The 26817-nt window shown below is 59.3% G+C and carries 24 protein-coding genes and 1 pseudogene; 12 read left to right on the top strand and 13 right to left on the bottom strand.

What is annotated here, in order from left to right; all coding sequences use genetic code 11:
• The 8 genes from RXV90_RS01795 to phoU all read left to right on the top strand — a co-directional run bounded on the left by RXV90_RS01795 (position 1) and on the right by phoU (position 6506).
• Positions 1-1074 (top strand): ABC transporter ATP-binding protein, encoded by a 1074-nt coding sequence (locus RXV90_RS01795; protein ID WP_316646520.1) that lies wholly within the window; start codon positions 1-3, stop codon positions 1072-1074.
• Positions 1071-1934, top strand: a complete 864-nt coding sequence (locus RXV90_RS01790) for a carbohydrate ABC transporter permease (RefSeq protein ID WP_316646519.1) — start codon at positions 1071-1073, stop codon at positions 1932-1934. The genes RXV90_RS01795 and RXV90_RS01790 overlap by 4 nt, the downstream gene beginning before the upstream one ends.
• A complete protein-coding gene (locus RXV90_RS01785; protein WP_316646518.1) occupies positions 1931-2728 on the top strand; it encodes a carbohydrate ABC transporter permease in 798 nt (265 codons plus the stop codon). The genes RXV90_RS01790 and RXV90_RS01785 overlap by 4 nt, the downstream gene beginning before the upstream one ends.
• 4 nt (positions 2729-2732) lie before the next feature.
• On the top strand, positions 2733-3134 hold the full coding sequence (locus RXV90_RS01780; protein ID WP_316646517.1) for a DUF2160 domain-containing protein: 402 nt from the start codon (positions 2733-2735) through the stop codon (positions 3132-3134).
• 37 nt (positions 3135-3171) lie between these two features.
• Positions 3172-3573, top strand: a complete 402-nt coding sequence (locus RXV90_RS01775; RefSeq protein WP_316646516.1) for a BlaI/MecI/CopY family transcriptional regulator — start codon at positions 3172-3174, stop codon at positions 3571-3573.
• Entirely contained in the window at positions 3560-4702 is a 1143-nt protein-coding gene (locus RXV90_RS01770) for a M56 family metallopeptidase (RefSeq protein WP_316646515.1), read from the top strand. The genes RXV90_RS01775 and RXV90_RS01770 overlap by 14 nt, the downstream gene beginning before the upstream one ends.
• Positions 4703-5008: 306 nt before the next feature.
• The gene (gene pstB / locus RXV90_RS01765; RefSeq protein ID WP_316646766.1) at positions 5009-5770 is read left to right on the top strand and encodes a phosphate ABC transporter ATP-binding protein PstB; all 762 of its coding nucleotides are present in this window, start codon (positions 5009-5011) and stop codon (positions 5768-5770) included.
• A gap of 10 nt (positions 5771-5780) precedes the next feature.
• Complete coding sequence (gene phoU, locus RXV90_RS01760; protein WP_316646514.1) at positions 5781-6506, top strand: phosphate signaling complex protein PhoU; 726 nt, start codon at positions 5781-5783, stop codon at positions 6504-6506.
• A 230-nt stretch (positions 6507-6736) separates the two neighbouring features.
• On the opposite strand, the gene hemN is transcribed toward phoU, so the two are convergent.
• The 4 genes from hemN to RXV90_RS01740 form a co-directional block, all read right to left on the bottom strand.
• On the bottom strand, positions 6737-8086 hold the full coding sequence (gene hemN, locus RXV90_RS01755) for an oxygen-independent coproporphyrinogen III oxidase (protein ID WP_316646513.1): 1350 nt from the start codon (positions 8084-8086) through the stop codon (positions 6737-6739).
• Between the two features lie 95 nt (positions 8087-8181).
• On the bottom strand, positions 8182-9099 hold the full coding sequence (locus tag RXV90_RS01750) for a hydroxyacid dehydrogenase (protein WP_316646512.1): 918 nt from the start codon (positions 9097-9099) through the stop codon (positions 8182-8184).
• 34 nt (positions 9100-9133) lie between these two features.
• On the bottom strand, positions 9134-10516 hold the full coding sequence (locus RXV90_RS01745) for an L-fucose/L-arabinose isomerase family protein (protein WP_316646511.1): 1383 nt from the start codon (positions 10514-10516) through the stop codon (positions 9134-9136).
• Between the two features lie 61 nt (positions 10517-10577).
• Entirely contained in the window at positions 10578-11465 is an 888-nt protein-coding gene (locus tag RXV90_RS01740; RefSeq protein ID WP_316646510.1) for a PfkB family carbohydrate kinase, read from the bottom strand.
• 244 nt (positions 11466-11709) lie between these two features.
• Here RXV90_RS01740 and RXV90_RS01735 point away from each other — a divergent pair, with 244 nt between their 5' ends.
• Complete coding sequence (locus RXV90_RS01735) at positions 11710-12660, top strand: tripartite tricarboxylate transporter substrate binding protein (RefSeq protein ID WP_316646509.1); 951 nt, start codon at positions 11710-11712, stop codon at positions 12658-12660.
• Between the two features lie 66 nt (positions 12661-12726).
• Complete coding sequence (locus RXV90_RS01730; RefSeq protein ID WP_316646508.1) at positions 12727-14685, top strand: tripartite tricarboxylate transporter permease; 1959 nt, start codon at positions 12727-12729, stop codon at positions 14683-14685.
• On the opposite strand, the gene RXV90_RS01725 is transcribed toward RXV90_RS01730, so the two are convergent.
• The 8 genes and pseudogenes from RXV90_RS01725 to RXV90_RS01690 form a co-directional block, all read right to left on the bottom strand.
• Positions 14682-15578 carry an XdhC family protein gene (locus RXV90_RS01725; RefSeq protein WP_316646507.1) on the bottom strand — a complete coding sequence of 299 codons (897 nt, stop codon included), beginning with the start codon at positions 15576-15578 and terminating at the stop codon, positions 14682-14684. The genes RXV90_RS01730 and RXV90_RS01725 overlap by 4 nt on opposite strands.
• Positions 15579-15966: 388 nt before the next feature.
• A pseudogene (locus RXV90_RS01720) lies at positions 15967-16788 on the bottom strand (enolase C-terminal domain-like protein).
• 9 nt (positions 16789-16797) lie between these two features.
• Entirely contained in the window at positions 16798-17637 is an 840-nt protein-coding gene (locus RXV90_RS01715; RefSeq protein WP_316646506.1) for an N-formylglutamate amidohydrolase, read from the bottom strand.
• Positions 17637-18635, bottom strand: coding sequence for an ABC transporter ATP-binding protein (locus RXV90_RS01710; RefSeq protein ID WP_316646505.1), 999 nt, complete (start codon positions 18633-18635; stop codon positions 17637-17639). Before RXV90_RS01710 ends, RXV90_RS01715 begins: the two co-directional genes overlap by 1 nt.
• Complete coding sequence (locus RXV90_RS01705) at positions 18632-19606, bottom strand: ABC transporter ATP-binding protein (protein ID WP_316646504.1); 975 nt, start codon at positions 19604-19606, stop codon at positions 18632-18634. Before RXV90_RS01705 ends, RXV90_RS01710 begins: the two co-directional genes overlap by 4 nt.
• On the bottom strand, positions 19603-20523 hold the full coding sequence (locus RXV90_RS01700; RefSeq protein WP_316646503.1) for an ABC transporter permease: 921 nt from the start codon (positions 20521-20523) through the stop codon (positions 19603-19605). The genes RXV90_RS01705 and RXV90_RS01700 overlap by 4 nt, the downstream gene beginning before the upstream one ends.
• On the bottom strand, positions 20520-21497 hold the full coding sequence (locus RXV90_RS01695) for an ABC transporter permease (protein ID WP_316646502.1): 978 nt from the start codon (positions 21495-21497) through the stop codon (positions 20520-20522). Before RXV90_RS01695 ends, RXV90_RS01700 begins: the two co-directional genes overlap by 4 nt.
• Positions 21498-21555: 58 nt before the next feature.
• The gene (locus RXV90_RS01690) at positions 21556-23139 is read right to left on the bottom strand and encodes an ABC transporter substrate-binding protein (RefSeq protein ID WP_316646501.1); all 1584 of its coding nucleotides are present in this window, start codon (positions 23137-23139) and stop codon (positions 21556-21558) included.
• A 180-nt stretch (positions 23140-23319) separates the two neighbouring features.
• Here RXV90_RS01690 and RXV90_RS01685 point away from each other — a divergent pair, with 180 nt between their 5' ends.
• Positions 23320-24231 (top strand): LysR family transcriptional regulator, encoded by a 912-nt coding sequence (locus RXV90_RS01685; protein WP_316646500.1) that lies wholly within the window; start codon positions 23320-23322, stop codon positions 24229-24231.
• Between the two features lie 24 nt (positions 24232-24255).
• On the opposite strand, the gene RXV90_RS01680 is transcribed toward RXV90_RS01685, so the two are convergent.
• Positions 24256-25782, bottom strand: coding sequence for a M81 family metallopeptidase (locus RXV90_RS01680; RefSeq protein ID WP_316646499.1), 1527 nt, complete (start codon positions 25780-25782; stop codon positions 24256-24258).
• A 48-nt stretch (positions 25783-25830) separates the two neighbouring features.
• Here RXV90_RS01680 and RXV90_RS01675 point away from each other — a divergent pair, with 48 nt between their 5' ends.
• Positions 25831-26790: a M14 family metallopeptidase gene (locus tag RXV90_RS01675; protein WP_316646498.1), complete on the top strand. Its 960-nt coding sequence runs from the start codon at positions 25831-25833 to the stop codon at positions 26788-26790.
• Positions 26791-26817 lie beyond the last annotated feature (27 nt).

Here is a 26817-nt window from a genome sequence, read left to right as displayed (position 1 = left end):
ATGGCAAGGATCACGCTTTCCAAACTTCGCCACAGTTACTTCGATCTACCATCGGGGCTGGACGACTATGCGTTGAAAGAAATCGACGTGACGTGGGAAGATGGCGGGGCCTATGCACTTCTCGGCCCGTCGGGCTGCGGAAAGTCGACGCTCCTCAATATCATCTCGGGCCTTCTTGTACCGTCCGAGGGCCGAGTTCTTTTCGGTGATACAGATGTTACGGATCTTCCTCCCGACCAACGCAATATCGCTCAGGTTTTCCAGTTTCCGGTCATCTACGACACAATGACAGTGCGCCAGAACCTGGCCTTTCCTTTAAAAAATCGGGGTGTCGCGCAGGACAGGATCGAAGCGCGCGTGCGCGAGATCGCGGAAATGCTTGAGGTGACGGAGATGCTTGATACCCGGGCGTCAAACCTCAGCCCGGACAACAAGCAAAAGATCTCCATGGGTCGCGGTCTCGTGCGCGATGACGTGAACGTCGTGATGTTTGATGAGCCACTTACGGTGATCGATCCACATTTGAAGTGGAAGCTGCGCTCAAAACTGAAGGAACTGCATCAGCGCGTGCGGGCCACGATGATCTACGTCACACACGACCAGACCGAAGCTCTCACCTTCGCCGACAAGGTGGTGGTCATGCAGCTTGGCGAAGTAGTGCAGATCGGAACGCCAGTCGAACTGTTCGAGCGGCCGGCACACACCTTCGTCGGCCATTTCATCGGGTCTCCGGGCATGAACATCCTTCCCGGCGAATTGCGCGATGGCGGTGCCTTCCTGAACGGCGAACGCGTGGAACTGGAAGGACCGGTGCAGGGACCGAACGGCACGGTACAGATCGGGATCCGGCCGGAGTTCGTTAGCCTTGCCGGCTCGGGGATGCCCGGACGGGTCGCCAATGTTTCGGATGTCGGCCGACACAGCATTGTCGAAGTGCATGTCGGCGATCTGCCGGTCAAGGCCAAGATCGAAGGCATGGTGCCTGAACAGGGAGCGGAAGTGCATCTTGCCTTCCGGCGCGACATGACCCGCGCCTATCGTGACGGGTGGATTGTGACGGAGGCGAGCTCATGAGAGTGGAAAACCAGAAGGCATGGTTCTTTGTCCTGCCGGTTCTGATCCTCGTCGCGTTCAATGCCCTCGTGCCGATGATGACTGTGGTCAACTACTCGGTGCAGGAGACATTCGGGGACAACCTCTTCTTCTGGCAGGGGCTCGACTGGTTCCAGCAGATCCTACAATCGGAACGGTTCCAGGCAGCGCTTGGTCGGCAGTTTCTGTTCACAGCAATGATTCTCGCGATCGAGGTGCCGCTGGGCATCGTCATCGCCCTATCCATGCCACGCAAGGGCCCATGGGTCTCTGTCTGCCTCGTCCTGATGGCCCTGCCGATGCTGATCCCGTGGAATGTCGTGGGCGCGATGTGGAACATCTTTGCCCTGCCGAAAATCGGCATGCTGGGCTATTTCATGAACGATGTCCTCGGCATCAACTATGACATGACGCAGGATCCGGTCGCAGCCTGGATCACGATCGTCGTTATGGATGTCTGGCACTGGACGTCGCTCGTCGTTCTGCTTTGCTATGCTGGTCTCGTTTCGATCCCCGACGCGTATTACCAGGCGGCGAAGATCGACGGCGCAAGTCCATGGAGTGTCTTCCGCTACATTCAGCTCCCGAAAATGAAGACTGTGCTGACGATCGCGGTTCTTCTTCGTTTCATGGACAGCTTCAACATTTACACCGAGCCCTTCGTGCTGACGGGCGGCGGGCCGGGCAACTCGACGACACTTCTGTCAATCGACCTCGTGAAGATTGCACTCGGGCAGTTCGATCTCGGGCCGGCGGCGGCGATGAGCCTGATCTATTTCGCGATCACGCTTCTGGTGAGTTGGATCTTCTACACCGTGATGACGAAGGATGACCCGAGATGAGAAAGCGTAGCCTCATTCCCATTCTCTATATCGTCTTCCTGATGCTACCGATCTACTGGCTGGTCTCGATGAGCTTCAAGACCACGAACGAGATTCTCTCTGGCTTCAGCCTCTTTCCTCAATCCTTTACGGTGGACAGCTACGTCGCGATCCTGACTGATCCGACCTGGTACATGGGCTACGTCCATTCGATCCTCTACGTGTCGATCAACACTGTGCTCTCTGTTGCAGTGGCATTGCCGGCAGCATACGCGTTTTCGCGGTACCGTTTCCTTGGGGACAAACAGCTTTTCTTCTGGCTCTTGACGAACCGCATGGCACCGGCGGCGGTCTTCGCTCTGCCTTTCTTTCAGCTCTATTCGTCGATCGGCCTCTTCGATACGCATCTGGCGGTGGCACTGGCGCATACGCTTTTCAACGTGCCGCTGGCTGTGTGGATCCTTGAAGGGTTTATGCGCGGGATCCCCAAGGAACTCGATGAAACGGCTTACGTCGATGGCTATTCGTTCCCTCGCTTTTTCATGAAGATCTTCCTGCCGAACATCAAGGCGGGCGTTGGAGTGGCCGCCTTCTTCTGCTTCATGTTTTCGTGGGTCGAGATGCTTCTGGCCAAGACGCTGACGGCAGTTGAGGCCAAACCAATCGCTGCTGTGATGACTCGTACGGCTTCGAGTGCGGGCTACGAACTGGGTCTTCTGGCTGCAGCCGGGACGCTTACGATCATTCCGGGTGCGATCGTGATTTACTTCGTGCGGAATTACATCGCACGCGGCTTCGCTCTTGGGAGGGTCTGAAGTGATGCGCCTATGGCTTTTCTTGCTTGCGTTCCTGTCACCCTCCATATCGGCGGCCCAGCAAGCCGGTTGGGGCAACGTTGGACAGCAGGAGGAAAAGGGCTTTTCATGGACAGCACCGCTCTGGCCAGACTTCTGGATGGCGTGGACGCCGGCGACACTGGCGGTATTTGTGGGGATTTTTTCCGCAATGGCTGTCATAACGGTGCTTGAGATCCGGAGGCCCGGCGGCGACGAACGCCGTGGTGCCCTCGGCCTCGTCACGACGCGAGGCGACCGCCTTTTCATATCGCTTCTCGGGTCAGTCTACATCTTTCTCGGTTGGATGTTTTTCTTCGGCATGCCGCTATGGGCACCACTTGGTCTTGCCATTGCGTGGGGAATATTCTGCTTTTGGAAGGTGTGAACCGGATGATGACGCGGCGCAGGGATTGGCGGGGCAGATGAACCAGAGACGAACACGCCCGACAGGCCTTTTGACCGATGTTGAACTGGAGTTCATGACGGCGCTGTGGGAGTTGGGCTCTGGCAGTGTGCGGGATGTGCTGGCAAATCTCGCGCCGGAGCGCGCGCTCGCCTACACCTCGGCCGCAACCATCATGCGGATACTGGAAAAAAAGGGTTTTGTATCGAGTGAGAAGGACGGCAAGACGTTGATCTACAGGCCGACCCTCGCGAAGGACATCTATCAGACGCGATCTCTGAAGAATCTTTCAGCCAAACTTTTCGACAATACGCCGGAAAGTCTTGTCGCGAGGCTCGTCGACGATGCAGGATTGTCGCAAGAAACTCTTGAGGAGATTCGGGCGCTGATCGACAGGAGGTTACGGGATGCCTCAGATTAGTGCGTTTGTCGAAGCGTATATCGACGCGAACATAATTCTGACCGCGGCCTTTGCGGTCCTCTGCCTGTTCCGCTGGGGAATACGTCGGCTTGGTCATGGTGACGCGCACCTTCTGCACCTGCGCCTGACCGAAGGCATGCTCGCAGCCGCGATTGCCAGTCCATTACTGGCTTATGGTTTCACAATGGTCGGATCGCGGCTCTTTCCCGGCGTGCCGCTAAATGCAACGGATTTCGCCGTTGCGCAGTTCCTCGACGGGCACTTGCAGATGAATGCTGTGGAGTTCGAGAGCCTCATCGGAATTCGTCGCTCATTCGTCGAGGATGTCGTCTATCTGAATGGCACATATGTGCAGGTAGGTGTCGCCTTGTTTGGATTGTGCTTTGCGATCAGCTTGGCCGGCGTTCTTGCCGAGGTGATCAGGCTCCGTCAATTGATCCGGACAAGCTTTGTCTGGCGGCGCTTCGGACGTGTTGATCTTCGATTGAGCGATCGGGCTCGTGTTCCGTTCTCCACGAGGGGATTGATCCGGCGGCATATCGTGATCCCGTCGAGCTATCTCGCACAGCCGGAAACGTTGAAGATCGCCCTCGCTCACGAACTACAGCACATGCGGCGAGGTGATACCGAATGGGAAGTATTTCTTGTTATATCGCGCCCGTTATTCTTCTGGAACCCGGTGTACTTCGCGTGGAAGCATCAGTTAGAGGTCTTGCGGGAACTGGCATGTGACTCGGCTGTTCTGGAGCGGCGCGTGATTACACCGCGGGCATATGCCGACTGCCTATTGTCCGTCTGCAGACAGGCGATCACAGAGCGGCAGAAAACGGGCTCGCTTGCGCCTCGTGTACCATTTCTTGATATCGGAGGCGCCAAGGCGGGTCGCCGCAATCAGGCCACTCTCGTTCGCCGAATGACCTCGATCGTTGCGGCCCGGTCTGGCGGGGCAACGGATCGGTGCCTGTTTTGGCCGGTGCTCGTAGTTGCGGGATTCATTGTTGCGATAGGCGCAACTGCGATCCAGAGGCACGGGGATTGGAGCCACGATCGGCTGATGCTCTCCACCGTCGTCAACCTCGAGCGGATGGAAATCCGAGCAAATTCGGGGTTGAGCCTCGACGGGTTCTGAGTTCTCCGAGGAAAGTGCGATTGCAGAGCCGACTTGCCACTGGCGGTGCACTATCGATGTGCATGCCGGGCAATTTGCAGCTCGGCGCATAGGACAGCTGCCAAGATGGTCCCATGATCTTCCGTCTGCGGCCATTGCTAGGAACTTCCTACTACCTGCTTTCACCCAGATGAGCCCGTTCGTTTTCGTGGCTGGCCTGAGACCATGTTTCCGCTGGCGATCAAGCTCTGCCGCCGGTACGAACGCGACTGCTTGGAATTCACTCTAACGGATGTTTCAGGATCGGTCGAAGGAGGCACCGAAGGTATGACGGAAATCAAGTTCAGCGCGCGGGGTGTCAACGTCTATTATGGCGCCACGCACGCCATCAAGGATGTAGACGTCGATATTCAGGACAAGACGGTTACCGCGTTCATCGGGCCCTCCGGATGCGGGAAATCAACCTTCCTCCGCTGCCTGAATCGCATGAACGACGTGATCCCAATCGCCCGGGTGAACGGCGACATTCGCCTCGACGGTGAGGATATCTATGACAGACGAGTGGATCCGGTTCAGCTTCGGGCCAAGGTTGGCATGGTATTTCAGAAGCCAAACCCCTTTCCGAAATCGATCTATGACAATGTTGCCTACGGTCCGAAAATCCATGGACTTGCGAAGAACAAAACTGAACTCGACCAGATAGTAGAGCGGTCACTTCGGCGCGGTGCACTTTGGAACGAAGTGAAAGACAGGCTCGATGCCCCGGGAACCGGGCTCTCAGGTGGGCAGCAACAACGGCTTTGCATTGCGCGCGCTGTCGCAACGGAACCTGAGGTTCTCCTTATGGATGAACCCTGTTCTGCGCTTGATCCGATCGCGACAGCACAGATCGAGGAACTAATCGACGAGTTGAAGCAAAGCTACTCTTTGGTGATTGTTACACATTCGATGCAACAGGCCGCACGGGTCAGTCAGAAGACGGCTTTTTTCCACTTGGGCCACCTCGTGGAATATGGGGAAACCGGCCATATCTTCACTAACCCGGACGATCCGCGGACTGAATCCTATATTACCGGTCGGATCGGCTAGGAGCGATACGATGAATGACAGTCAGCACATATCATCTGCATTCGACCGCGATCTCGAAGCGATCCAGGCAATGATTATGAAAATGGGTGGCCTTGTGGAGGCTGGCCTTCTAGACGCCGCCAAAGCGCTCGAAACCAATGACGAAGAACTCGCAGCTACGGTCCGCCAAAACGACATGGAGATCGACGCGCTCGAAGAACTCGTGAACGAAGAAGCCGCGCGCGTGATTGCGCTACGCGCGCCAACGGCGTCGGATCTGAGAACGGTTCTGACGGTTATCAAGATCTCGGGGAACCTCGAACGCTGTGGGGATTATGCGAAGAACCTTGCCAAACGAACGAGTGTACTTGTCCAGATGCGCCCGCCGCAGGGGACGGCAACCTCGATCCGAAGGATGGCGCGCGAAGTAGAACTCATGCTGAAGGATGTCCTCGATGCTTACATCCAACGCGATGCCGATCTCGCCGAGGACGTACGCCAGCGTGATCACGAGGTCGACCAGATGTACAATGCGCTCTTCCGTGAGTTCCTGACCTTCATGATGGAGGACCCGCGCTATATCACCTCCTGCATGCACCTGCATTTCATAGCAAAGAACCTTGAGCGGGTAGGCGATCACGTCACTTCGATCGCTGATCAGGTAATCTACCTCGTTACGGGAGAGATGCCCGATGATGCCCGACCGAAGGGGGACAGGACATCATTCGCCAATCCTTCGATCGACAAGATCCCATAATGCAGGCTGATCGCCCTCTCGTGCTTGTGGTCTAGGATGAGCGGGGGCGACGCGAGGTGCTTGCTTACAAGCTTGAGGCTGAAGGGGGCGGCGTAGCTCAGGCGGAAGCAGGAGTAGAGGCTCTGCTCTTGATTGCGGATTACGGGGCGGTGGAACAGATCCGCTTCGAACCGTGCGCGGTTCGGGCTATTCACCGGGGCAGGGCCCGGAAATTTGACAATCAGGATGGCTCAAAGAGCGGCTGAATGCCTTGCTGTTCCGGCGGGCAGATAGCTATCGAAGGCCGCAGCCACCACACGCGCAAGCGGAGCCCCCCGTTTCGTCAGAGTGATCCCGGAGTCACCAACTTGGACGAGCCCGTCAGCGGCAAGGTCTTCAAGCCGCTCGGCTGCATCGGCCCACCAGCCGGGACGTGCACCGAAGTTGCGTCCTAATGCGTCGGGGTCGGCTGCCCCATCACACATGATGCGTTCGATCACTGCAGCGCGCAGGGTATCTTCTCCTTGCAACTGAAGCCCCTTCGCCACGGGCAATTCGCCAGCTTCAATCGCTCTCGCCCAAGCACCGGTTTCCGGCTGGTTCTGTATGAACCCCATCGGTGTCCGCCCGATCGACGTTGCTCCGACACCCAGAAGCGTGTCCGAAGCATCATCGGTGTAGCCTTGGAAGTTCCGGCGCAGTCTTCCTGAACGCTTTGCAACGGAAAGCCCGTCATGGGGTTTTGCGAAATGATCGATGCCGATGGCTTCATACCCGGCATCAACGATTGCGAGGGCTGCGCAGTTTGCTTGTTCGGCGCGCTCGCGCGGAGCGGGTAGCGCCGACTCCGGAATCATACGCTGGTTCTTCGCCACCCAAGGCACATGTGCGTATCCGAACAGCGCTATACGGTCTGGTGCCATTTCCGAAACTAGCCTGATCGTATCGAGTAGCTTGGCAGTCGTCTGATAGGGCAATCCATAGATCAGATCGAAGTTTATTGCATCGATACCATTGCGGCGGAACAGATCCACAGTCTCTGCCACCATCTCCGGCGGCTGGATCCGGTTTATCGCTCGCTGTACCTCCGGGTCGAACTCCTGAACCCCGAAACTTGCCCGGGTGAATCCCAGTGCAGCGAGCCGTTGGATCATATTCGGTGTCAGAGTGCGCGGGTCGCTCTCGATTGCGATTTCCGCGTCCGGCAGGAGGTCGAACGCCGCACGCACTGCTGTCATCACCCGTTCTAGATCGTCTGGTGCAAGCGCAGTCGGTGTGCCGCCACCCCAGTGCAGATGTGCCACCGACATCCGTGCCGGCAGTGCATTGGCAAGCAGGGCAATTTCGGCAAGCAACCCTTCTACATAGGCCTTCAGCGGGCCTTCGCGCTTCACCAGCTTCATGTTGCATCCGCAATACCAGCACATCTGCCGGCAGAACGGCACGTGAATGTAAAGCGAGATGGGAGCATCGGGGTTCAGCTTCTTGAGCCAGCCCTGGTAGACATCCTCTGAGAAACCCCTCTGAAACTGAGGCGCCGTCGGGTAGCTCGTGTATCGCGGAGTTGCAATGCTGGCATAGCGTTCAACGACGGGATCCATCGACAGGCCTCGCGGGACAGGACGTTCAGGTTCCTTAATCCTGCCCTGAACCAGCGGAGACGCCCTTGATGCGGATCAAACTTTCTTCGGTGCTGTCAAAGCCGTTTGAGCACCTCATCCGCGATCATGCCGCTCACGCGAACATTGCTGTCCTCTGTAACTCCGGCGATATGCGGGGTTAGGATGAGGTTTTGCAGACCTTCGAATTTTCTTGCAGATGTTGCCGTCAGTGGCTCTGATTCGAAGACATCGAGGGCCGCGCCCGAAAGATGGCCCGATCTCAGGGCGTCACATAGGGCTGTCTCGTCGACGATTCCGCCGCGTGCGGCATTGATCAGAACAGACCCTGCGGGCATACGCGCCAGCATGCCCGCATTGATAATGTGGTGCGTCGCGTCCGTTAGCGGCACATGCAGACTCAGAACCTCTGACGTTGATATCAGTTCGTCGAGATCCATTCGCTCGGTGCCTGCCCAGGCCGGGTCATCTGCGGAAAGATATGGGTCGTACCCTGCTACCGTCATCCCGAGAGGAAGCGCAAGGCGCGCCGTTTCCTGTGCGATCGCTCCAAAACCCACCAGCCCAAGTCGGCGCCCCCGCACTTCGCGACCGGCACCGCAAGTGCCCCTGGGCCATGCTCCCGACATCATCTCGTCACGGGCCATATAGGCGTCGCGTAACAGGATCAGGGCGTTTGTAACGACATACTCTGCGACCGAAAGCGTATTCGCACCAGTGGCAGGGATAACCTCAATGCCGCGCGCCGCACAGGCATCGAGATCGATGTTGTCTAGACCGACGCCAAGCCGTCCGACCATTTTCAGGTCAGGCGCTTCGGCGATTAACTCCGCCGTCACTCGGGTGCGATTTCGCACGATAAGGGCCTGAACGCCGGGCATCATAGCCCGAATGTCACCCTGACGATCGGCGAGATCCGGCACGTACCGGGTGGAATGAGCGGAAGAAAGGCGCTCAACGGCAGCCTCATCCATGAACTCGGTGATCAGGATCATCTCTGGATCTTTCTGTTTTCGTGGTGGGAGAGGCTCAGAGTTCGACGATGGGTAGGTCCAGCGTCCCGGCGAGGCCGCGCAGCGCCGCGCGATGGTCCCCATAGGCAAGCGCTAGATGATGCTCGAGCCCGCACCCGATGAGCTTCTCCAGAACGTCGCGAACGGGACGCTCGAAACGAAGCACTCCGGACGTGCCTGAGAAGGACAGGGGGCGTTTCAGCATCTCGGCCCGCCCCAGAACCATGCGAGGCTGGCCAAACGCTTGACTGACACGAAGAAGCGTAATCGGGCCTGGCTTCAGAGGGAACTGGTAGAGAAGCGGCATTTTGCGGTTCGAGTGAAGGGTTGCCACTGGCTCGATAGAAGGGTCGCACATCGATGCTGGCGCTTGGCCACAATGCCAGACAACTCCGGTGTCGTCTTCGGCATCCATGTCGACAAGGTCGGTCAGAAAGACCGGTGCGTCTGCCGCGGCTAGAAGCGCAAGCTGCGTGAGCGCGCCGTATACGTCAGCCTCGCACGCACAGGGTCTTCGTGCTTCCCCCATCATTGCTGCGGGCCCGCAGACCGCGCCACCGTACTCCGTGAATGCCTCGGGCCAGCAGCGGATGGCAAAGGCATCGTAGCCCTTTCCGTCGGCCAGCCCGTCAAGGGCGAGTTTCAGCCGCAGCGATCTATCCAGTTCTTCCTGATCGACGGTGTCGAGCCCGATGATCCAGGGTGCCAACGCCTCCCTGAGCCGGGTCGAGGCCTCGGCAGAGGCCGAGCGCGCTGCATCGAACAGCGGCGGAAGTTCCATCTCATCCACTTCGACGCCTGCGAGCATTTGCAAGGCGCCCTTGTCATAGGCACAGGTGTCAAATCCGGCCGGGTGGGCGCCGATGCGGGCGATACGCTGTCCCGAGAGAGTCTTGGCGATCCGCTGGCCTTCCGACGTTGCGATTGGCGGACGTGCAGGTTCAATAGGTTTCACCGTGCGAGCGCCGCCGATGAGGTCTTCAAGCGCGGCTCCTACGCTGCCTTCCGGATCGGCATAAAGCCAGCCGAAGCTGCGATCTCGGAGACTCAAGGCGTGTGAGGCAAGATTCAATCCGCAGAACGAATTCAACCGCAAGCGATCTCCGGTTCTGGGTTCCGGTGTAGACCAGATGAGAAGAGGCTGGTCGAACGTCGCTGCTACATCGCAGGTTATCCTGGCATCCGTAAAGCTGACCTGCAGGATCAAGATTTTGTCGGGTTGCGCAGCTTTCAGTTCATCCATCGCCGCTCGGGCGCTGTCGTCGTCAAGCAGAAGCGTCCTTGGCCCCGCCGTTTCATGGCAGGTTGTGTCGATATGGGCGAGCATGGCGTCGAGCTTTTGCTGCGCGAAAACCATATCGAAGGTCGGTCGGCCGAGCGGAAGCAGTCCAAGTTTCATAAGCATCTCTCAGTGGCAGCGGAACGGAGCTTCCGTGGGTTTAGTATTGCCTCAGGTAGTGTCATAGTCGGCGGTTCTCCAGGAAGCCCTGAAGGGCGGGCCGTGTCGGTGATCCTGCGCGCCCGCCCGGTACCGTACATTTCAACGCAGCGGCGGCACTCGCGAAGCGTACGGCCTCGGCTTCGGTTTGCCCTTCTCCAAGAGCGAGCGAAAATGCGCCGTGCCAGATGTCGCCGGCCCCCAATGTGTCCTTCACTATGACATTGAAGGCAGGCATGTGGGCGGTCCTATCGTCGGTCGTGTACCAGACACCTTTCTCCCCGTCGGTCACGCAGGCCCAGATTCCGTACCGAATTGAGACCTCGCGCAACGCATCTTCAAGTGCCGATTGGGGATAGAGAGAGGCAAGGCCCCGACGCGAGAAAGCTGCGTGGGTCGCGTTGTCGAGAAGCCCGTCGGGGATCGGCGCTTCACCGTCTATGATGCCGGGAACTCCTCGCGATCTCGCAAAAGCGAGACCGGCCCGTGCGAGTTCTGACCTGCGAGTGTCGACGAGAACCGCCGCGACCGCGCCAAGATTGTCAAACCAGTCTGTTTGCGGGGCCATCGGCGTCCCCCGATAATTGACAATCTGCCGCTCGCCTGCGTGGTCCACAAGAACCGATGAATAGGATGATCTTGCGCCCGGTACAGGCGATATGCCGCTTATGTCGACGCCCTCCGCAGCAAGATCTTCGAGAACAAGCCTGCCGACCGGATCGTCTCCAAGGTCAGCGGCAAGGATGGCCTTTCCTCCGAGACGCGCGACTGCAACCGCGGCATTGGCCGCGCATCCTCCTCCGACGATCGACGTGTCATGCGCCACGTACTTCTCCGCCGTCCGGGGAAACTCCTCGACTTCGAATACGAAGTCGAGAACCGCGATTCCGGCGCAGAGTACACTCGTCATGTCGCTTCATTCCTCCCGCGATCTCGCGGTGATGCCGGCAAGGACGCGAGACCGTTATTCCCAACCGTCGCGTGGGGCACAAGGGGCAGGAGGCATGTTTACCTCACCGTTGAAATCTGGCCTTAATGGCAATGATCCAGGCGGGCGGTGCTTGCTTGGAGGCTTGGCTCCGAACCAATGGAGTTGGTATGGAAGGCGGGCGCAAAGAGTGACGACAAAACAAGACACTACGGGAGGAACTTAGATGAGATTTGGAACCAGCCTTCTTGCGGCTGCCTTTGTTGCCGTGGCCGGTATGGCTGCTGCCGAAGATTTTCCGAAGGGAAGCGTGGATTACGTAATCCCGTTCGGCCCCGGCGGTGAGTCGGATATCACGGCCCGTTTTCAGCAGCCTTTCTTCGAAAAGATCTACGGCGAACAACTTGTCGTTTCTTACAAGCCTGGTGGCGGCGGTGCCGTTGGGTGGGCGCAGCTCAACAGCATGGCCGGAGATGGCTCCGTGATCATGGGGATCAACCTGCCCCATATCATCATCAAGCCGCAGCAGGGCGATGTGGGCTTCCAGACAGAAGATCTCGCTGCCGTCTACATGTTCCACTACACGCCTGACGCAATCGTGGTGAAGGCCGACAGCCCTTTCCAGACCCTCGAGGATCTAGTGAGTTTCGCGAAGGACAACCCCAGGCAGGTTATCTTCTCGGGCTCGGGCAAGGGTTCGGCCAATCATCTTGCACAGGTCGCCTTTGATGGTGCGGCGGATATCGAGACAACCTACGTCTCGTTCCAAGGCACCGGGGCATCCGTGACGGCGCTTCTGGGGGGGCAGGTTTCAGCTGCCTGGGGCTATACCACCGTGGGCGCAGCGCAGGGCGATGCGGTTCGCATGCTCGCTGTTGCGATGGAAGAGCGTCACCCGGCCTTCCCGGATGTGCCGACATTCAAGGAACTCGGGTATGATCTCGTTTCCGGTGCCTATCGCGGCATTGCGGTGCCGAATTCCGCGTCCGAGGAAGTGCGCCAGCAGGTCTCTGATGCGATCGAGGCGATCAATGCCGATCCGGATTTCCAAAAGCAGATGATCGATGGTGGTTTCGCACTGGTTGATGTCGGCTACGGCGAAGAGATGGATGCTTTCCTTTCGGAGAAGGCCACCGGCTACATCTCCGCGGCAAAGGCCGCTGGCATCATCGAGTAGGAACCAACTCACCTGACGCGCGCGCCCGGAGCGGGCGCGCGCAATCGCAGGGCTCCCGGGGGACAGATGTTCGATTTTCTGATCGCGGCGGTTTCGCCGCTGAACCTGATGCTTGCCCTGTTGGGCGTCGCGGCCGGCACGATTATCGGATCGATCCCCGGTCTGACCGCAACAATGGCTGTGGCGGTACTTGTTCCGCTGACATTCACCATGTCCCCGGATAGCGCCCTGATCCTTATGGGGGCGATCTATACCGGCGCGATCTATGGCGGCGCTTATGCCGCGATCCTTTTGAACACGCCTGGCACTCCGTCCGCAATTGCAACGACGTTCGACGGCTACCCGATGGCCAAGCGTGGGGATGGCGACCTTGCGGTGTCTATCGCGTGTCTTGCCTCGGTGATTGGCGGGCTTGTCGGGGCGCTCGCACTTCTGCTCTTGGCGCCCCCCCTTGCAGAAGCAGCGCTTGCCTTCGGTCCGGTTGAGTATTTCTGGCTCGCCGTCTTCGGCCTGTCGCTCATCTCGGCTCTCTCAAGCGGTGACTTCTTCAAGGGCGTGATCGGGGCCTGCTTCGGGCTCCTGATCGCGATGATCGGAATCTCGGAGACGAGCGCTGAAGTCCGCTTCACTTTCGGTTCGAATACGCTGCTCGGTGGGGTGGAAACGGTCTCCGCTCTCATAGGGTTATACTGTATTCCGGTGCTGATCGATCTGGTGGCCACGCCAGATCGGCATCTCAAGATGCCAGAAGGCAAGCGTGGCTTCCGCCTCTTCGAAGCCGTGGGTGTCGTGCTAAAGAACAAGATCAACGTGATCCGCAGTTCGGTGATCGGCACGATGGTCGGCGCATTGCCGGGGGCGGGCGGGTCGATCGCAGGGCTGGTCGCCTATTCCGAAGCCCGCCGCAGCGGCAAGGGCGACGAGAAGTATGGCGAGGGTAATCCGGGCGGCATCATCGCAACTGAATCCGCCAACAATGCCACCGTAGGGGGCGGATTCATCCCGACACTTGTCCTCGGAATCCCCGGCACTCCGCCAGATGCGGTGATCCTTGGTGCGCTTCTCGTTCAGGGTGTGCGCACGGGGCCGTCCCTTTTCGCGGACGGGGCAAGCATCGTCTACACCTTCATTTTTGGGCTGTTGCTGGCGACGATTCTGATGCTTCCGGTGGGCCTTCTGATCGGGCGCTTTGCCTATCGCGCGATCGTGCAGGCGCCAAAGGCCGCACTTGTGCCTGTCGTCGCCTTCATGACGGTGATTGGGGCTTTCGCGATCCGCAACAGCATCTCCGACATCGCGATCATGATCGTGCTTGGCGTGATCGGCTGGATCGCCGGCAAGCGTGGCTTCTCCGCTTCGCCGATCGTTCTGGGTCTCATACTCGGGCGGATCGCAGAGCAGGGCTTCGTCCAGAGTTGGACGATCGGGGATGCAATCGGCAACCTTTGGGGGCAGTTCTTCGGCCGGCCTCTCTCGCTGGCGATCATCGCGCTTACGGTGCTGACCTTCCTCTACCCATTCTGGCCGCGCATCATTGCGCTCTTCACAAAGCGCACTTCCGAAGAACATGGGGAACGTCCGGCACTGGCATCTGGCAAGGCCGTTGTCCGGGATCTTCTGGGTTTCGCGGCATTCGCGGTTATCGGGACAATTGCAATGCGCCACACGGCAACACTGAATCCCGAAGCGGCCGTCTTCCCGCGAACCATCGCGATGGCAATGCTGGTCTTTGTCGCTTTGGCCGTGGTGCGGCTGTTCTTGACACGACGGGTAACGGAGGAACGCGTCGCGGGGTCGCCTTTACGGATGGTGTCGGTCCCGCTCCTGATGCTCGGCGCGGTGTTGGCCTTACCGGTCCTCGGCTTCGAGATTGTCGCTGCTCTCTTGGGGGTCACGTTGATTTTTCCCGCACAGCATGATCGCTTCACAGGCCGTGGCTGGGTGATCCTCGTCGGAGGCGTCATTGTCGTCACGCTCGGCGTCACTCTTCTTTTCAGCGAAGGTTTGGGCGTGCCGCTGCCTTAGGCGCCCAAGTCTCCCGACTTCGCTTTTGCAAGGACTTCTGCAAGAACCGATACGGCCAACGTTCCGGCATCTCGCGCCGAAGGGATCAGCCCAACGGGCCCGTGAAGCCGGGCGCGCTGATCTTCCGGCACACCCATACCTTCAAGCATCAGCAGGCGGGCATCCCGTGCCCGCTGGCTGCCTTGCGCCCCGATGTAGAAGGCAGGCGTCTTCAGTGCGCCTTCGAGGATCGGCGGCTCCCAATCATGATCGTGAAAAAAGAGGATGATCGCGGTCAGCGCGTCTGCGTTCAGATCATCTGGAAACGTCTGGCTCACAAGGTGCTGCGTCTCGCATCCGTCTGCCGCCCCATGCGCGAGGGTTTCATGGTCGGGCGAAAGCAACAGATTGGGATAGCCGGCCGATTGAACAAGCCCTGCAAACGTGCTGGCCTCCGGGCCTTTGCCAAAGACGAGAAACCGGATTGCAGGGTCGAACCTCACGGTCAGCATATCGCCAATACGCCCGGTCGAGCCAGGCTCCGTGACTGTCATGGCACCGGTCGTCACATTAACCGAAAGGCCGCATGGAACCCGTGCCGCGCGCCTGCGTGAAAGCTCTGAAAGAGCCTTCCGGTCCGGCGCGGGGATCAGCAAGATATCAAGCCCACCTCCGCAGGGAAGCTGGATGTCCACGAACGGAGAGCCTCTGCCATATCGGATCAGCTTCGTCTTGCCTGCATCTCGGGCAGCCAGTGCATGAAGTGCGATATCCGACTCGACGCAACCCGAAGAGAGCGTACCCACACGATCATGCGGCCCGATCACGGCCATCGTCGCACCAACTGGGCGGTAGGACGGTCCTTCGACCCCTGCGATGATCGCAAGTACGGCACCATCGCCAGCCTCGAGCACGGCGTCGATTGGGTCCTGCCGCAAATGAGTCCTAGGGTTTTGCACGGGGAGAAAGCTCCTTGCGTTAAGCGCTGTCTAACATGCGCCCTCTGGATCCACTCGGCAAGGGTTGGTCAGCTTCGGCCATCCTGTGCCGCCTCCAGTCGTGCCCAGTCGAAAGTTACGCCGATCCCGGGCGCATCGGGCGCAACCGCAAGGCCATTTTCAAGCCGAAGAGGTCGGGTCGTATGGCGATCGATGGGAAAGCTATGGATTTCAAGCCAACCGGCCTTTCCCTGGCAGAGACAAGGCTCACATGAAGCTCCTGCATTCCGTGGCTGTACACCGGAACTCCATGAGCCTCGGCCAGCTCAGCAACCCGAAGCCAGCCGGTTATGTCACCGCAATTTTAAGCACCGGGCTTAATGTAGGAAAGTTGCGCGTCGGCAAGCGCGTTCTCGAATTCATGGGTCGTATGCAGGTTCTCGCCCATTGCGAGCGGCACTCCCGTTTCGCGGGCGATCCTGCCAAATCCGTTGTAGTCATCGGGTATGTTCGGCTCCTCGAATCAGAGAATGTCGAAGGCCCGAAATCCACGCGCCGCACTGATGGCTTCGTCAACTGTCCTCGAGTATTTCGGGTCAACCATGAAGGCGCGGTCGGATCCAGATGTTTTCCGCACCGCCTTTGCACGGGCCATGTCATCGTCAAGCGACGGGCGGCCAACCTTGATCTTCACGGCCTCTACCCCGCCATAGAGATAGCCTTCCGTCTGCCGTATCAGCTTTTTGAGCGGGACGTTGAAGTCTATCCCGCCTGTATACGCCTTGCATCGGTCGGCTGCACTGCCGGTCAATTGTTGCAGTGAAAGACCCTCGCGTTTTCCGCGCAGATCCCAAAGCGCAATGTCGACCGCCGTAATCGCGACTGAGACGATCCCACCCCGACCGACGTATTGCAAGTGCCACTGCATCGCGTCGTTGACAGATCCAACCTCCGCACCGTCTCGCCCGATAAGAAATGGCGCAAGATCACCCTTGATAATCGCAATGATCGCGATGCCTCCTCTCCCCCCGGTATAGGTGTATCCGGTGCCATTGGATCCATCCGAAAGATGAACGGTCACGGTAACATTCTGGAAATGCGTGCGATCGCCGTGCTTGGCGTCCGTCAAAACCTCGTCGAGCGGTACACTAATGAGCCGGGCATAAACTGAGCGGATCGTGTCCATCCCGCTGCTCTAGAGAGTAGAGGCGAGATTTCGCAAAGCGTCCGTCAACCGCCGCATTGTCGCGATCGTATCGTGAAAACCCGGGCGCTTGGAGAGCGTCGCCTCGTCCATATAAAGCTTCCGGTTGATCTCCACCTGAAGGCTGTGGCGTCCATCCTCAGGCCGACCGTGACGGCGGACGAGTTCCATTCCTTTGTAGGGGTCGTTTACCGAAACCGAAAACCCTTCGCCCCTCAGAAGATCCACCACGCATTCAAGCAACGCTGGCGCACAGGTCGTCCCTTCCCGGTCGCTGATCACGAAATCGGGGCGAGGCACGGGGCCATCCTCCGTCGTGATGTCGCCCATGCTGGCCATTGAATGGCAATCGATATGTATGACGCGCCCGAACGCGGCATGGCGTGCGTCGATCACCTTGGCAAGCGCGTTGTGATAGGGGCGCCAGTATCCTTCGATCCTCTCCCTCACCTCGTCCGGTAAAAGCTTGCGGTCGTAGACTGGTCCGAACGCCTTCATATCGCGCCAGATTAGGCCCACGCCTCGCTCAGTGGTCTTGAAGCTTGCATTGACCGGGCCGGTCCATTCGCCCTCTACAAGCGACAGGTCGATGTCGTCTTCGTTTCGGTTCGGGTCGATGAAGACGCGTGGAAAGAGCGCATGAACGAGCGTACCGCCAAATTCCGTGACATGGGCGAAGATCTCGTCGATATGCGCATCTTCCGATCGGCGTAGCGTCATACGATCAATAGCGTGGTCGAAGGTCTCGGGGTAGATCGAACCAGAATGCGGACTGTCGAACACAAGCGGCGCGATATCTTCTGCAGGCTCTGCGATTGCGACGGGTTGCATCAGGTATTTGTCCAATGATGGCAGGCGACATGCCGGGTTCCGGAGATCGCCTCGATTTCGGGGGGCGCCGACTTGCAGAGGTCCGTGGCGAGGGGGCAACGCGGATGGAAGTGGCAGCCGGGCGGTGGATCGAGGGGCGAGGGGATCTCGCCGACGATCGGCTCAAATTCGCGATTGCGCTGGTCGAGCCGCGGGGCCTCCGGAAGAAGCGCCTTGGTGTAGGGGTGCCTGGGTGCCGCAAAGAGTTCTTCGGTCGACGCCGTCTCAACGATCCGCCCAAGATACATGATCGCAACCCGATCGGCGATATGCTCGACCACGCTGAGATCATGGCTGATGAATAGATACGTGAGGCCGAGTTCTTCCCGAAGATCCATGAAAAGGTTCAGAACTTGGGCTTGGATCGAAACGTCGAGCGCAGCGATCGCCTCGTCGCAAACAAGGAACTTCGGGTTCACGGCAAGGGCGCGCGCAATGCCGATCCGCTGCCTCTGCCCACCGGAAAACTGGTGTGCATAACGTCGCTTCAATGATGGGTCGAGCCCGACCTTCCGCATAACTCCGTCGACGTAATCTGGGATCTCGCCTGCAGGAACGAGCCCATGCACGCGGGGGGCCTCGCCGATGATGTCCTCCACACGCATACGGGGGTTGAGTGAAGCAAACGGATCCTGAAAGATCATCTGGATTGCGAGCGTGGCCTCGCGCCGTTCCTGCGAGGTCATTTGCGCGATGCTTTTGCCCTCGTATCGGATCTCTCCCTCGGTGGCACCATGAATGCCCGCGACGACGCGTCCGAGAGTGGACTTTCCGCACCCCGACTCTCCCACGAGACCAAGCACCTCCCCTGGTGCAATCGAAAGGTTCACGCTGTCGACGGCATGAACTGTCTCCTCGCGGATATCGGCGCCGAGGCGCGCCGCGATCTTTCCAGCAACATCAAGCCGTTTGACAAAGCGCTTGGACACGCCGTCGATTTCGAGGATCGGTGCGCTCATGTCTCGACGGTCTCGACTTGAGGATGCATGCACCGAATGCGCCGTCCTGCGAGATCCCGGATCGCAGGTTCCGTTTTGCATGCGTCGCTTGCCCGCCGACAGCGGGGGGCAAAGGCACAGCCTTCAGGCAGTGCCAGCATGTTGGGCGTCATCCCCTCGATCTGGTAAAGCCTCTGCCCCCGGCTGTTCGCGGTCGGCACGGATCCCAACAGACCTATGGTATAGGGGTGAAGGGGCCGATCGATGACGTCGTCCGTGCCTCCCTGCTCGACGATCCGCCCCGCGTACATCACCGAGATGCGGTCCGCGAGACCCGCGACCACTGCAAGGTCATGGGTGATCCAGATCATCGCCGTGCCCGTCTGCCGCGTGAGCTTCTGAGCTTCGTGGATGATCTGTGCCTGAATCGTGACGTCGAGCGCAGTTGTCGGCTCGTCAGCGATGATAAGATCGGGGCGGTTGAGGAAAGCGATGGCGATCGCCACGCGCTGCCGCATGCCGCCTGAAAGCTGGTGCGGATAGGCGCGAAGACGCTCCTCCGGGGATGGGATCCCAACGAGGCCGAGGGCATCACGGCTCCTTGCCCAGGCGTCTGCCTTCGAGACATCTTCATGCGCAGTGATTGCTTCGATCATCTGCGTATCGATCCTGAGAACCGGGTTCAGCGTCATCATCGGGTCCTGAAAGATCATTGCGATCTTGTTGCCCCGCAAAGCCTGAAGCTGCGACTCTGGTGCGCTTGCCAATTCCGTTCCGTTGAATCTGATCGATCCCTCCACGATCCGGCCCGGCGGATCGATGAGGCCTAGGATCGAAAATCCGGTGATCGACTTGCCGGATCCCGATTCCCCAACAAGCCCCATCACCTCGCCTCGGGCCACCGAGAAATCGACGCCGTCCACGGCCTTCACCACGCCTGCACGCGTGAAGAAATGCGTCTTGAGACCCGAAACCTCGAGCGTCGCGGTCATTTCTTGAGCCTCGGGTTCAGAACGTCACGGAGCTGGTCACCCACGAGATTGATCGAAACGACCGTGAAGAGAAGTGCGAGACCGGGGAAGACGGAAATCCAATACCGTCCGGAAAGCATGTACTCGAACCCGTTCGCGATCAGCACACCAAGTGATGGTTCCGTCTGCGGAAGGCCGACGCCGAGGAACGACAACGTCGCTTCCAGCGATATCGCGCTGGCTGTCTGCACCGTGCCGACGACGATCAGCGGGGCAAGGCAATTCGGCAAGATATGACGAAAGACGATCCGGGCATTGGACAGGCCTAGGCATTGCGCGGCCTCGACATATTCCTTGCGCCGCTCGACGAGGGCTGTTCCCCGAACCGTTCGTGCGTAATACGCCCACTGCGCCACGACGAGGGCCAGTACGATCTTGTCGATCCCCTTGCCCAGCATCGCCACGAGCATGAGCGCCACAAGGGCGGCGGGAAACGACAGCTGCAGATCAACGATCCGCATGATTATGTTTTCGGTGCGGCCCCCGATATATGCGGCGAGAAGGCCGATCGCCATGCCAATGACCAGAGCGATCAGCCCGGCGGTCACGCCGACAGAAAGAGAGATGCGCAACCCATACAGGATCGCCGAGTAGAGATCGCGCCCCGCGCCATCTGAACCAAGCCACATTGTATACCCGGCAAAGGCTTTTTCGCCTGGGGCGAGACGCGCGTCGAGAACGTCAACCTGGCCAAGATCATAGGGGTTCTGGGGCGTGATTATTGGGGCGAGGAGCGCAAGCGTGACGATCGTGACCAGCAGGATAAGCGCGGCAGTCGCGATCTTGCTTTCGAAGAATTCCGACCGAAACCGCTGGAAGGGTGTCTCGACCCGCGATGCAGGTACTTCTGCCGCAACCTGGCTCGCAACCTCGCTCATGAGCCTTGATCCTGAAGCCGCACTCTCGGGTCGAGGATCGAATAAAGGATATCGACGACGAGGTTTATGAGAACGAAGAACAGAACGATGATCATCAGATAGGCGACCACGACGGGCCGATCGAGCTGAAGGATCGCGTCGATCAGAAGCTTGCCCATTCCGGGCCAGGCAAAGATCGATTCCGTTACAACCGAGAAAGCGATCAGGCTGCCGAATTCCAGCCCGAGAACGGTCACCACCGGGATAAGGATGTTCTTCATCACGTGAACGAAGATGATCCGCCGGATCGACAGCCCCTTCGCGCGCGCGAATTTCACATAGTCCTGGCTCATCGCTTCGCGCACCCCGGCGCGAGTCAGGCGAATGGTGAGAGAGATGTTCGTCAGCGCGAGGTTCAATGCCGGAAGGAACACGTGGGACAGGCCATCCCAGGTGGCCAGGCTCGTCTCAATCCCTAACACGACAGCCGTGTCACCGCGTCCCGTCGATGGAAGCCAGCCGAGTTGAACCGCAAATATCATGATCAGCATCAAGCCAACCCAGAAGGTTGGCAAAGAAAAGCCGAGGATCGAGCTTGCCATGATCGTCTTTGATACCCGGCTTTCCGGATAAAGCCCTGCATAAAGCCCAAGCGGGATGCCAAGGAGTATAGAAAGAAATAGCGACGTCAGAGCCAGTTCCATCGTCGCCGGCATATGATGGAGAATCAACCGAAGCGCTGGCTCGCCGAAGATGAAAGAGTTGCCGAGATCGCCCTGCGCTGCTCCCTTGAGAAACAGCCAGTACTGCTCGAGGATCGGGCGGTCGAGGCCAAGCCGCTGGATTGCCGCTTCGATATCTGCCTGGTCGGCATCTGGGCTGACCAGCATGTAAACCGGGTCGCCGATGACGTTAACGCCGAAGAACACGATCACCGACATCAGGAACACCACGATCAGCGCCTGAAGCATCCGGCGAATGGCAAATACGGTCATTGTTCAGGCGCCCCGGGAAAAGCAGCCCGGGCCATCGCGTGGCCCGGGCCCTTTGGCATCATTCTTTCACGACACCCATGACGAGCGTGTACTCGTCGGTGCGCGGAATGTAGCGAAGGCCCTTCTTAGCGGCCCAGGTGTTGACCTGGAAATGCGTCGGGATGATCGCGACATTCTCGATTGCCATCTCGGTTGCCTCGGCCAGAAGCGCCTGACGCTTGTCGTCGTCAACGGTGCGCAGCGCTTCTTCGATCTTGGCATCGATCACGGGATCGGAGTGGCGACCACGGTTCGATGAACCAAAGCCGGCATCCTTGTCGTAGGAGTGGATCAGGGATTTCAGAGGCGAAGAGGCTTCCCCCGAACCTGCACCCCAACCAACGAGGATGAAGCTGAACTCGGGAAGGCCCTCGGGGCTGCCGGACGAGGCGCGACCGAAATAGACCGAACGCGGCATGGTCTCAACCGCGGTCTGGATACCCACGCGGGTCAGCATCTGCCCGATCGCCTCCGCGATCTTGGCGTCGTTGATATAGCGGTCATTCGGCCCATGTATCGTCAGCTGAAAGCCGTCGGGATAGCCTGCTTCGGCCATAAGTGCCTTCGCGCCCTCCGGATCGTATGCGACCGGCTGCAGCTTTTCAGAGACGCCGAAAAATCCATCGGGCAGAAGCTGCCCGGCACTGATCGCGACGCCTTCCATCACACGATCGACAATTGCGTCACGGTTGATCGCCATGCTGATCGCTTTCCTCACCCTCTGGTCGAGAAGCGGGTTCTTGATGTCCTCGCCATTCGGACCCTTCACAAAGGGAGAATTCTCGCGGAACTGATCAAGATGAAGGTAGATTACACGGTTGGACACACCCTGGCTCAGCTGGATGTCGTCGTTCGCTTCCAACGTCGCGATGTCCGTCGTCGGCACGCCGGAAATCATGTCAACATCGCCTGCCAGAAGGGCTGCGACACGCGAGGGGCCGGATTTGATCGGGCGGTACTCGACTTCCGTCCAGATCGGCTTCTCGCCCCAGTAGTCTTGGTTGATCGCCAAAGTGATCGACTCACCCGGCTTGTAGTCGACGAACTTGTAGGGGCCCGTCCCCACAGCGGCGGTACCTGCGTTGAACTCCTCCGTCGTGCCCCCGCAGCCCACGCTGTCTGAAATGATTGGGATGGTCGACACGTCATTGCCCATCAACGGATAAGGCTCCGCCGTCTTGAAGTGCACCGTGTAATCGTCTATTTTCTCGAGCGTTTTGCCCTTTGTATAGGTGCCGTAACCCGAAGGCGAATTTGGCACATTCGGTGCACGCTCGAACGTGCAGATCACATCGTCAGCATTGAAATCAGTGCCATCGTGAAACTTGACGCCCTCGCGCAGCTTGAACTCCCAAGTCAGGTCGTCGATCGGTTTCCATGAGACCGCGAGGCCCGGCGAAAGCCGCTGCTTATCGTCCTGTGCGATCAGCCGATCGAATATATGAACCGAAAGGGCGTTGTTGGGCCCGAGGTTATGGAAGTGCGGATCGATCGATGTCGGCTCGGAAGCGAGCCCGATGGTGATCTTCTCTGCGGTAGCTGCCCCTGCACCAAGTGCCAGAACGCTCGCCGCCACCGCGAATGCGGTTGTGACATGCTTCATAATAAGTCTCCCTGTGGGTCACGAGCGTGTCATTCGCCAAGCAAGGGCGTGCCCGCGTTACCGCCTGCCATGCTATTGGCAGCTTTCGGCATTGCCAACGAATAATCCTATGCGATTCTGCATACCTCAATTCCATATCGATGGATGGCGTTGGCCCTCCGGGCGGGAAAGGGTGGGACCATGAGTGGAAACAGACACAGGCTTCGCGAACTCGAAGCGCTCCGAGCCCTCGTAACGACCGGGACGACCGTGGGTGCGGCACGACGGCTTGGCATCTCGCAATCCGCCGTCAGTCGTGCCCTCGCTCAACTTGAGGGGCGGGTCGGACGCACGCTCTTCATTCGTTCCTCAGGCCGGATCACCCCGACGGCAGAGGGGCTGAAGCTGAACGACAGGCTCGATCCCCTGTTCGCGACACTCGCGGAAATCGAGGGCACCGATTGGGCGGGTCAAGACGACGAACCGTTGCGCCTGATTGTGCCGCCGACACTCGCCCACCACTTCATAATCTCGCGCGTGGCGAACTTTCTGAAGCGCAACCCCGGACGCCGGGTGCAACTCGACATCCAGGCTACAGACGTTCTGGTGTCGGGTATTCTCGATCTCCGATACGACCTTGGCCTGACCAGCGCGATGATCCAGCGTGCCGGTGTCAACCTTCTGCCTTGGAGGACGTCCAAGGTGGTTTGCGCCGTGCCAAAGGGTCATCATCTCGGTGAACTCAAGATCGTCCGGCCGGAGGATTTGGAGGGGGTCGAAATGATAGAGTTCCTGAGGCGCCTTGGCACCCGATCGATCACCGAACAAATCTTCGCGCGCGTCGGGGTAAGGCCACGGCCGGTGGCGGAAACTGCTACGAATATGGCTGCGCTGGAGTTGGTGCGCGAGGGTCTGGGGGTTGCCGTACTTAATCCTTTTCCCCTTTTGGTCGACGGGTTCGAAGGGGTCGAGATCAGGCCCTTCGATGCCCCCATCGTCTACCGGACGAGTTTCGTCCTTCCCGCCGGTCGGCCAGCAACCGAAGTCGCGCGACAGTTCATGCGCTTCGTCAAACTGACGACACCGCAAGACACGTTGTCGGAGCCGGTCTGAATGAACGGCTGTCCCAGATCCTTATCAGCGATTCCAGTTCGTGTCGGGATCCAGGGGGTAAGAAGGACGCGGCAGATGTTGGAACGGCCAGCGCTCCAGTATCGGGCTCGTCAGACCCATCGTGTCGATCTCATGGATCTGCTCGGGCTTGAACCAAAGGTCGAAACCAGCGCGGAAATGACCTCGAGATTTCACCACGACTGTCCGCGCGGCGGAAATGTCGAGGCCGAGCATGTGGAAGAACACCGGATCAGCGGTTTGCGAACGATCGGAAATGACGACCACCGTGATCCCACCTATCCGAAGCGCGGCCGTAGGGCCGAGCGTCAGCCGACGTCCGCCGAAAAGCCCGCGTTCTCCGGTGACATGCCCGTCGCCAAGCGCCACGACCTCTGCTTCCGCCATCAGCGGCCTATCCCATTGCGCCCATGTGTCGGTGCCGTGAGTTCGGTTGAAATGCGCGGTGAACCGGGCGCCGATGCCGAGTTCGTGGGCCTCATTCGCCAATTCGGGATCGTGGAAGGAGCCATAGAGAACGCCTTCGGCGCGCGCGTCAATCAGGGCCTCCAGAAGCTCCGTCGTGCGTCCCGATCCGCCGCCGCCGGGATTGTCACCAGCGTCGGAGAAGAGAACCGGAGGGTCCTCGGTCGCCGTGGCCATCTCCGCAGCATCGGAAACCGAGCGAAGGCGCCGCGTGAAACGCTCGCGCATCTTCCAGGCCAGCTCGCCGATCTCGCGCGCCAGCGTATCGGCCGCTTGTGCGTCCTCTCTTGCCGTCACGACTACGGCGATCCCATTCTCCGGCACATCGGAAAAAACGAAGTTGCCGAAGATCGATACGTTCAGGATTGCCGCGGCCATTTCGGCCTGCCGGCGCTGACCGTAGTTGATGAGATCGCCATAGGGTCCTTCGGCGGTAAGAAGTGTAACGGAGGCGGGCGCAATCGGCGGCTTGCACAGTGCCACACAGGGGCGCCTGCCGGACGCGATGATGCGACGCAGAGAGAAGGCGGCTTCCTCGCCCCTCTCAATCATATCGACATGCGGGTTCGTGCGGTAACCCACGATCAGATCGGCGGCGTCGACCATGCGGGCAGAGACATTCGCGTGAAGATCGAGTGTGGCGACCATGATCGCATCGGGCCCTGCCGCTGCGCGCAGGCGAGCGAAGATCTCACCATCCGGATCGTGCAGGTGCTCGGCCACCATTGCGCCGTGGTTGCAAATGTAAACCGCGTCGACTGGCCCGGTGGCTCGAAGTCGGTCTTCCATAATCGTGACCGCGCGCTCGAAGACATCGCGTTTCACCGGGCCCGCGGGATGGCTCGCCGCCAGAAGAAGCGGGCAGGGGCTCCATCGCCCAGTTGCATCCATCGCACGAACGAAAGCCGCACATTCCGCCGCGAGCGCCGGCGTCTTGGACTTGGCCTGGTCAAGCAACGCTTCGCCCTCCGCCCAAGTCAGGCTGTCGAAGTCAGCTTGGTCGGCCGGCTTCGCGAAGCGGTTCGACTCCAGAATCATCCCCGCAAGGGCGACACGTGGTGCTGACATGAAACTCAATCTCCTGATCCAAATACTCATGCGAAGGAACGCCCAAAGATGACTACAATCAATATCCCGAACGCGTATCCCGTCGAACTCAGCCCGCCTGACTTAAGCACTTATGCCAAGGGAAGCGACGGTGTGCCGTACATCTGGACATTCGACAGTGGTGCGCCGGGGCCGCACGCAATGGTTAGCGCGATCGTCCATGGCAATGAGCTTTCGGGCGCGATTGCGGTTGACTGGCTCTTGAACCAGGATGTGCGCCCTTCAGCAGGCAAGCTGAGCTTCGCATTCATGAACATCGCGGCCTACGCGGCCTTCGATCCGGGCGATCCGAACGCGACGCGCTGGGTGGATGAGGATTTCAACCGCGTCTGGGACGTCGCGGTGCTGGACGGTGAGCGCGACAGCGTCGAACTTCGCCGCGCCCGCGAAGTGCGGCCCGTGCTCGACACCGTGGATTTCCTTTTTGACATTCATACGATGCAGCATCTTGCTCCACCGCTCATGATGTCAGGTCGACATGCCAAGTCGAAAGCTTTGGCGGCCAGGATCGGCGTACCCGAAAGGGTGGTCGGCGATCATGGACACGCCGCGGGCCGCAGAATGCGCGATTACCAGGAGTTCGACGATCCGGCCTCCCCGAAAACCGCTCTTCTGATCGAATGCGGTCAGCACTGGGAAGCAGCGTCGGAAGATCTTGCGAAGCTCTCGGCGGTCCGCTTTCTCGAAGTGGTCGGAATGGTGCCACAAGGTTCGATAGCGGTCGGCGGCTTGCCCGAAGCTCGCCAGCGGTTCTTTACCGTGGTGGAGGCGGTGACAATCGAAAGTGATAGCTTCTCATTCGCCCGTGAATTCACCGGAGGAGAGATCATCACTGAAGCCGGAACGCTCCTTGGCCATGATGGGGACCGGCCAGTGGTTACGCCCGCCGACAACATTATGCTTGTTATGCCGTCGATGCGCCTCTGGAAGGGGCAGACGGCCGTGCGGCTTGCGCGCGAAGACGACTGACTGCGACGCAACGAGGGGCGCGAACGC

The organism is Ovoidimarina sediminis (assembly GCF_032586175.1).
GTDB lineage: Bacteria > Pseudomonadota > Alphaproteobacteria > Rhodobacterales > Rhodobacteraceae > Ovoidimarina > Ovoidimarina sediminis.
Note: the sequence above shows the minus strand (reverse complement) of the source record. Positions and strands in the feature narration are given on the sequence as shown.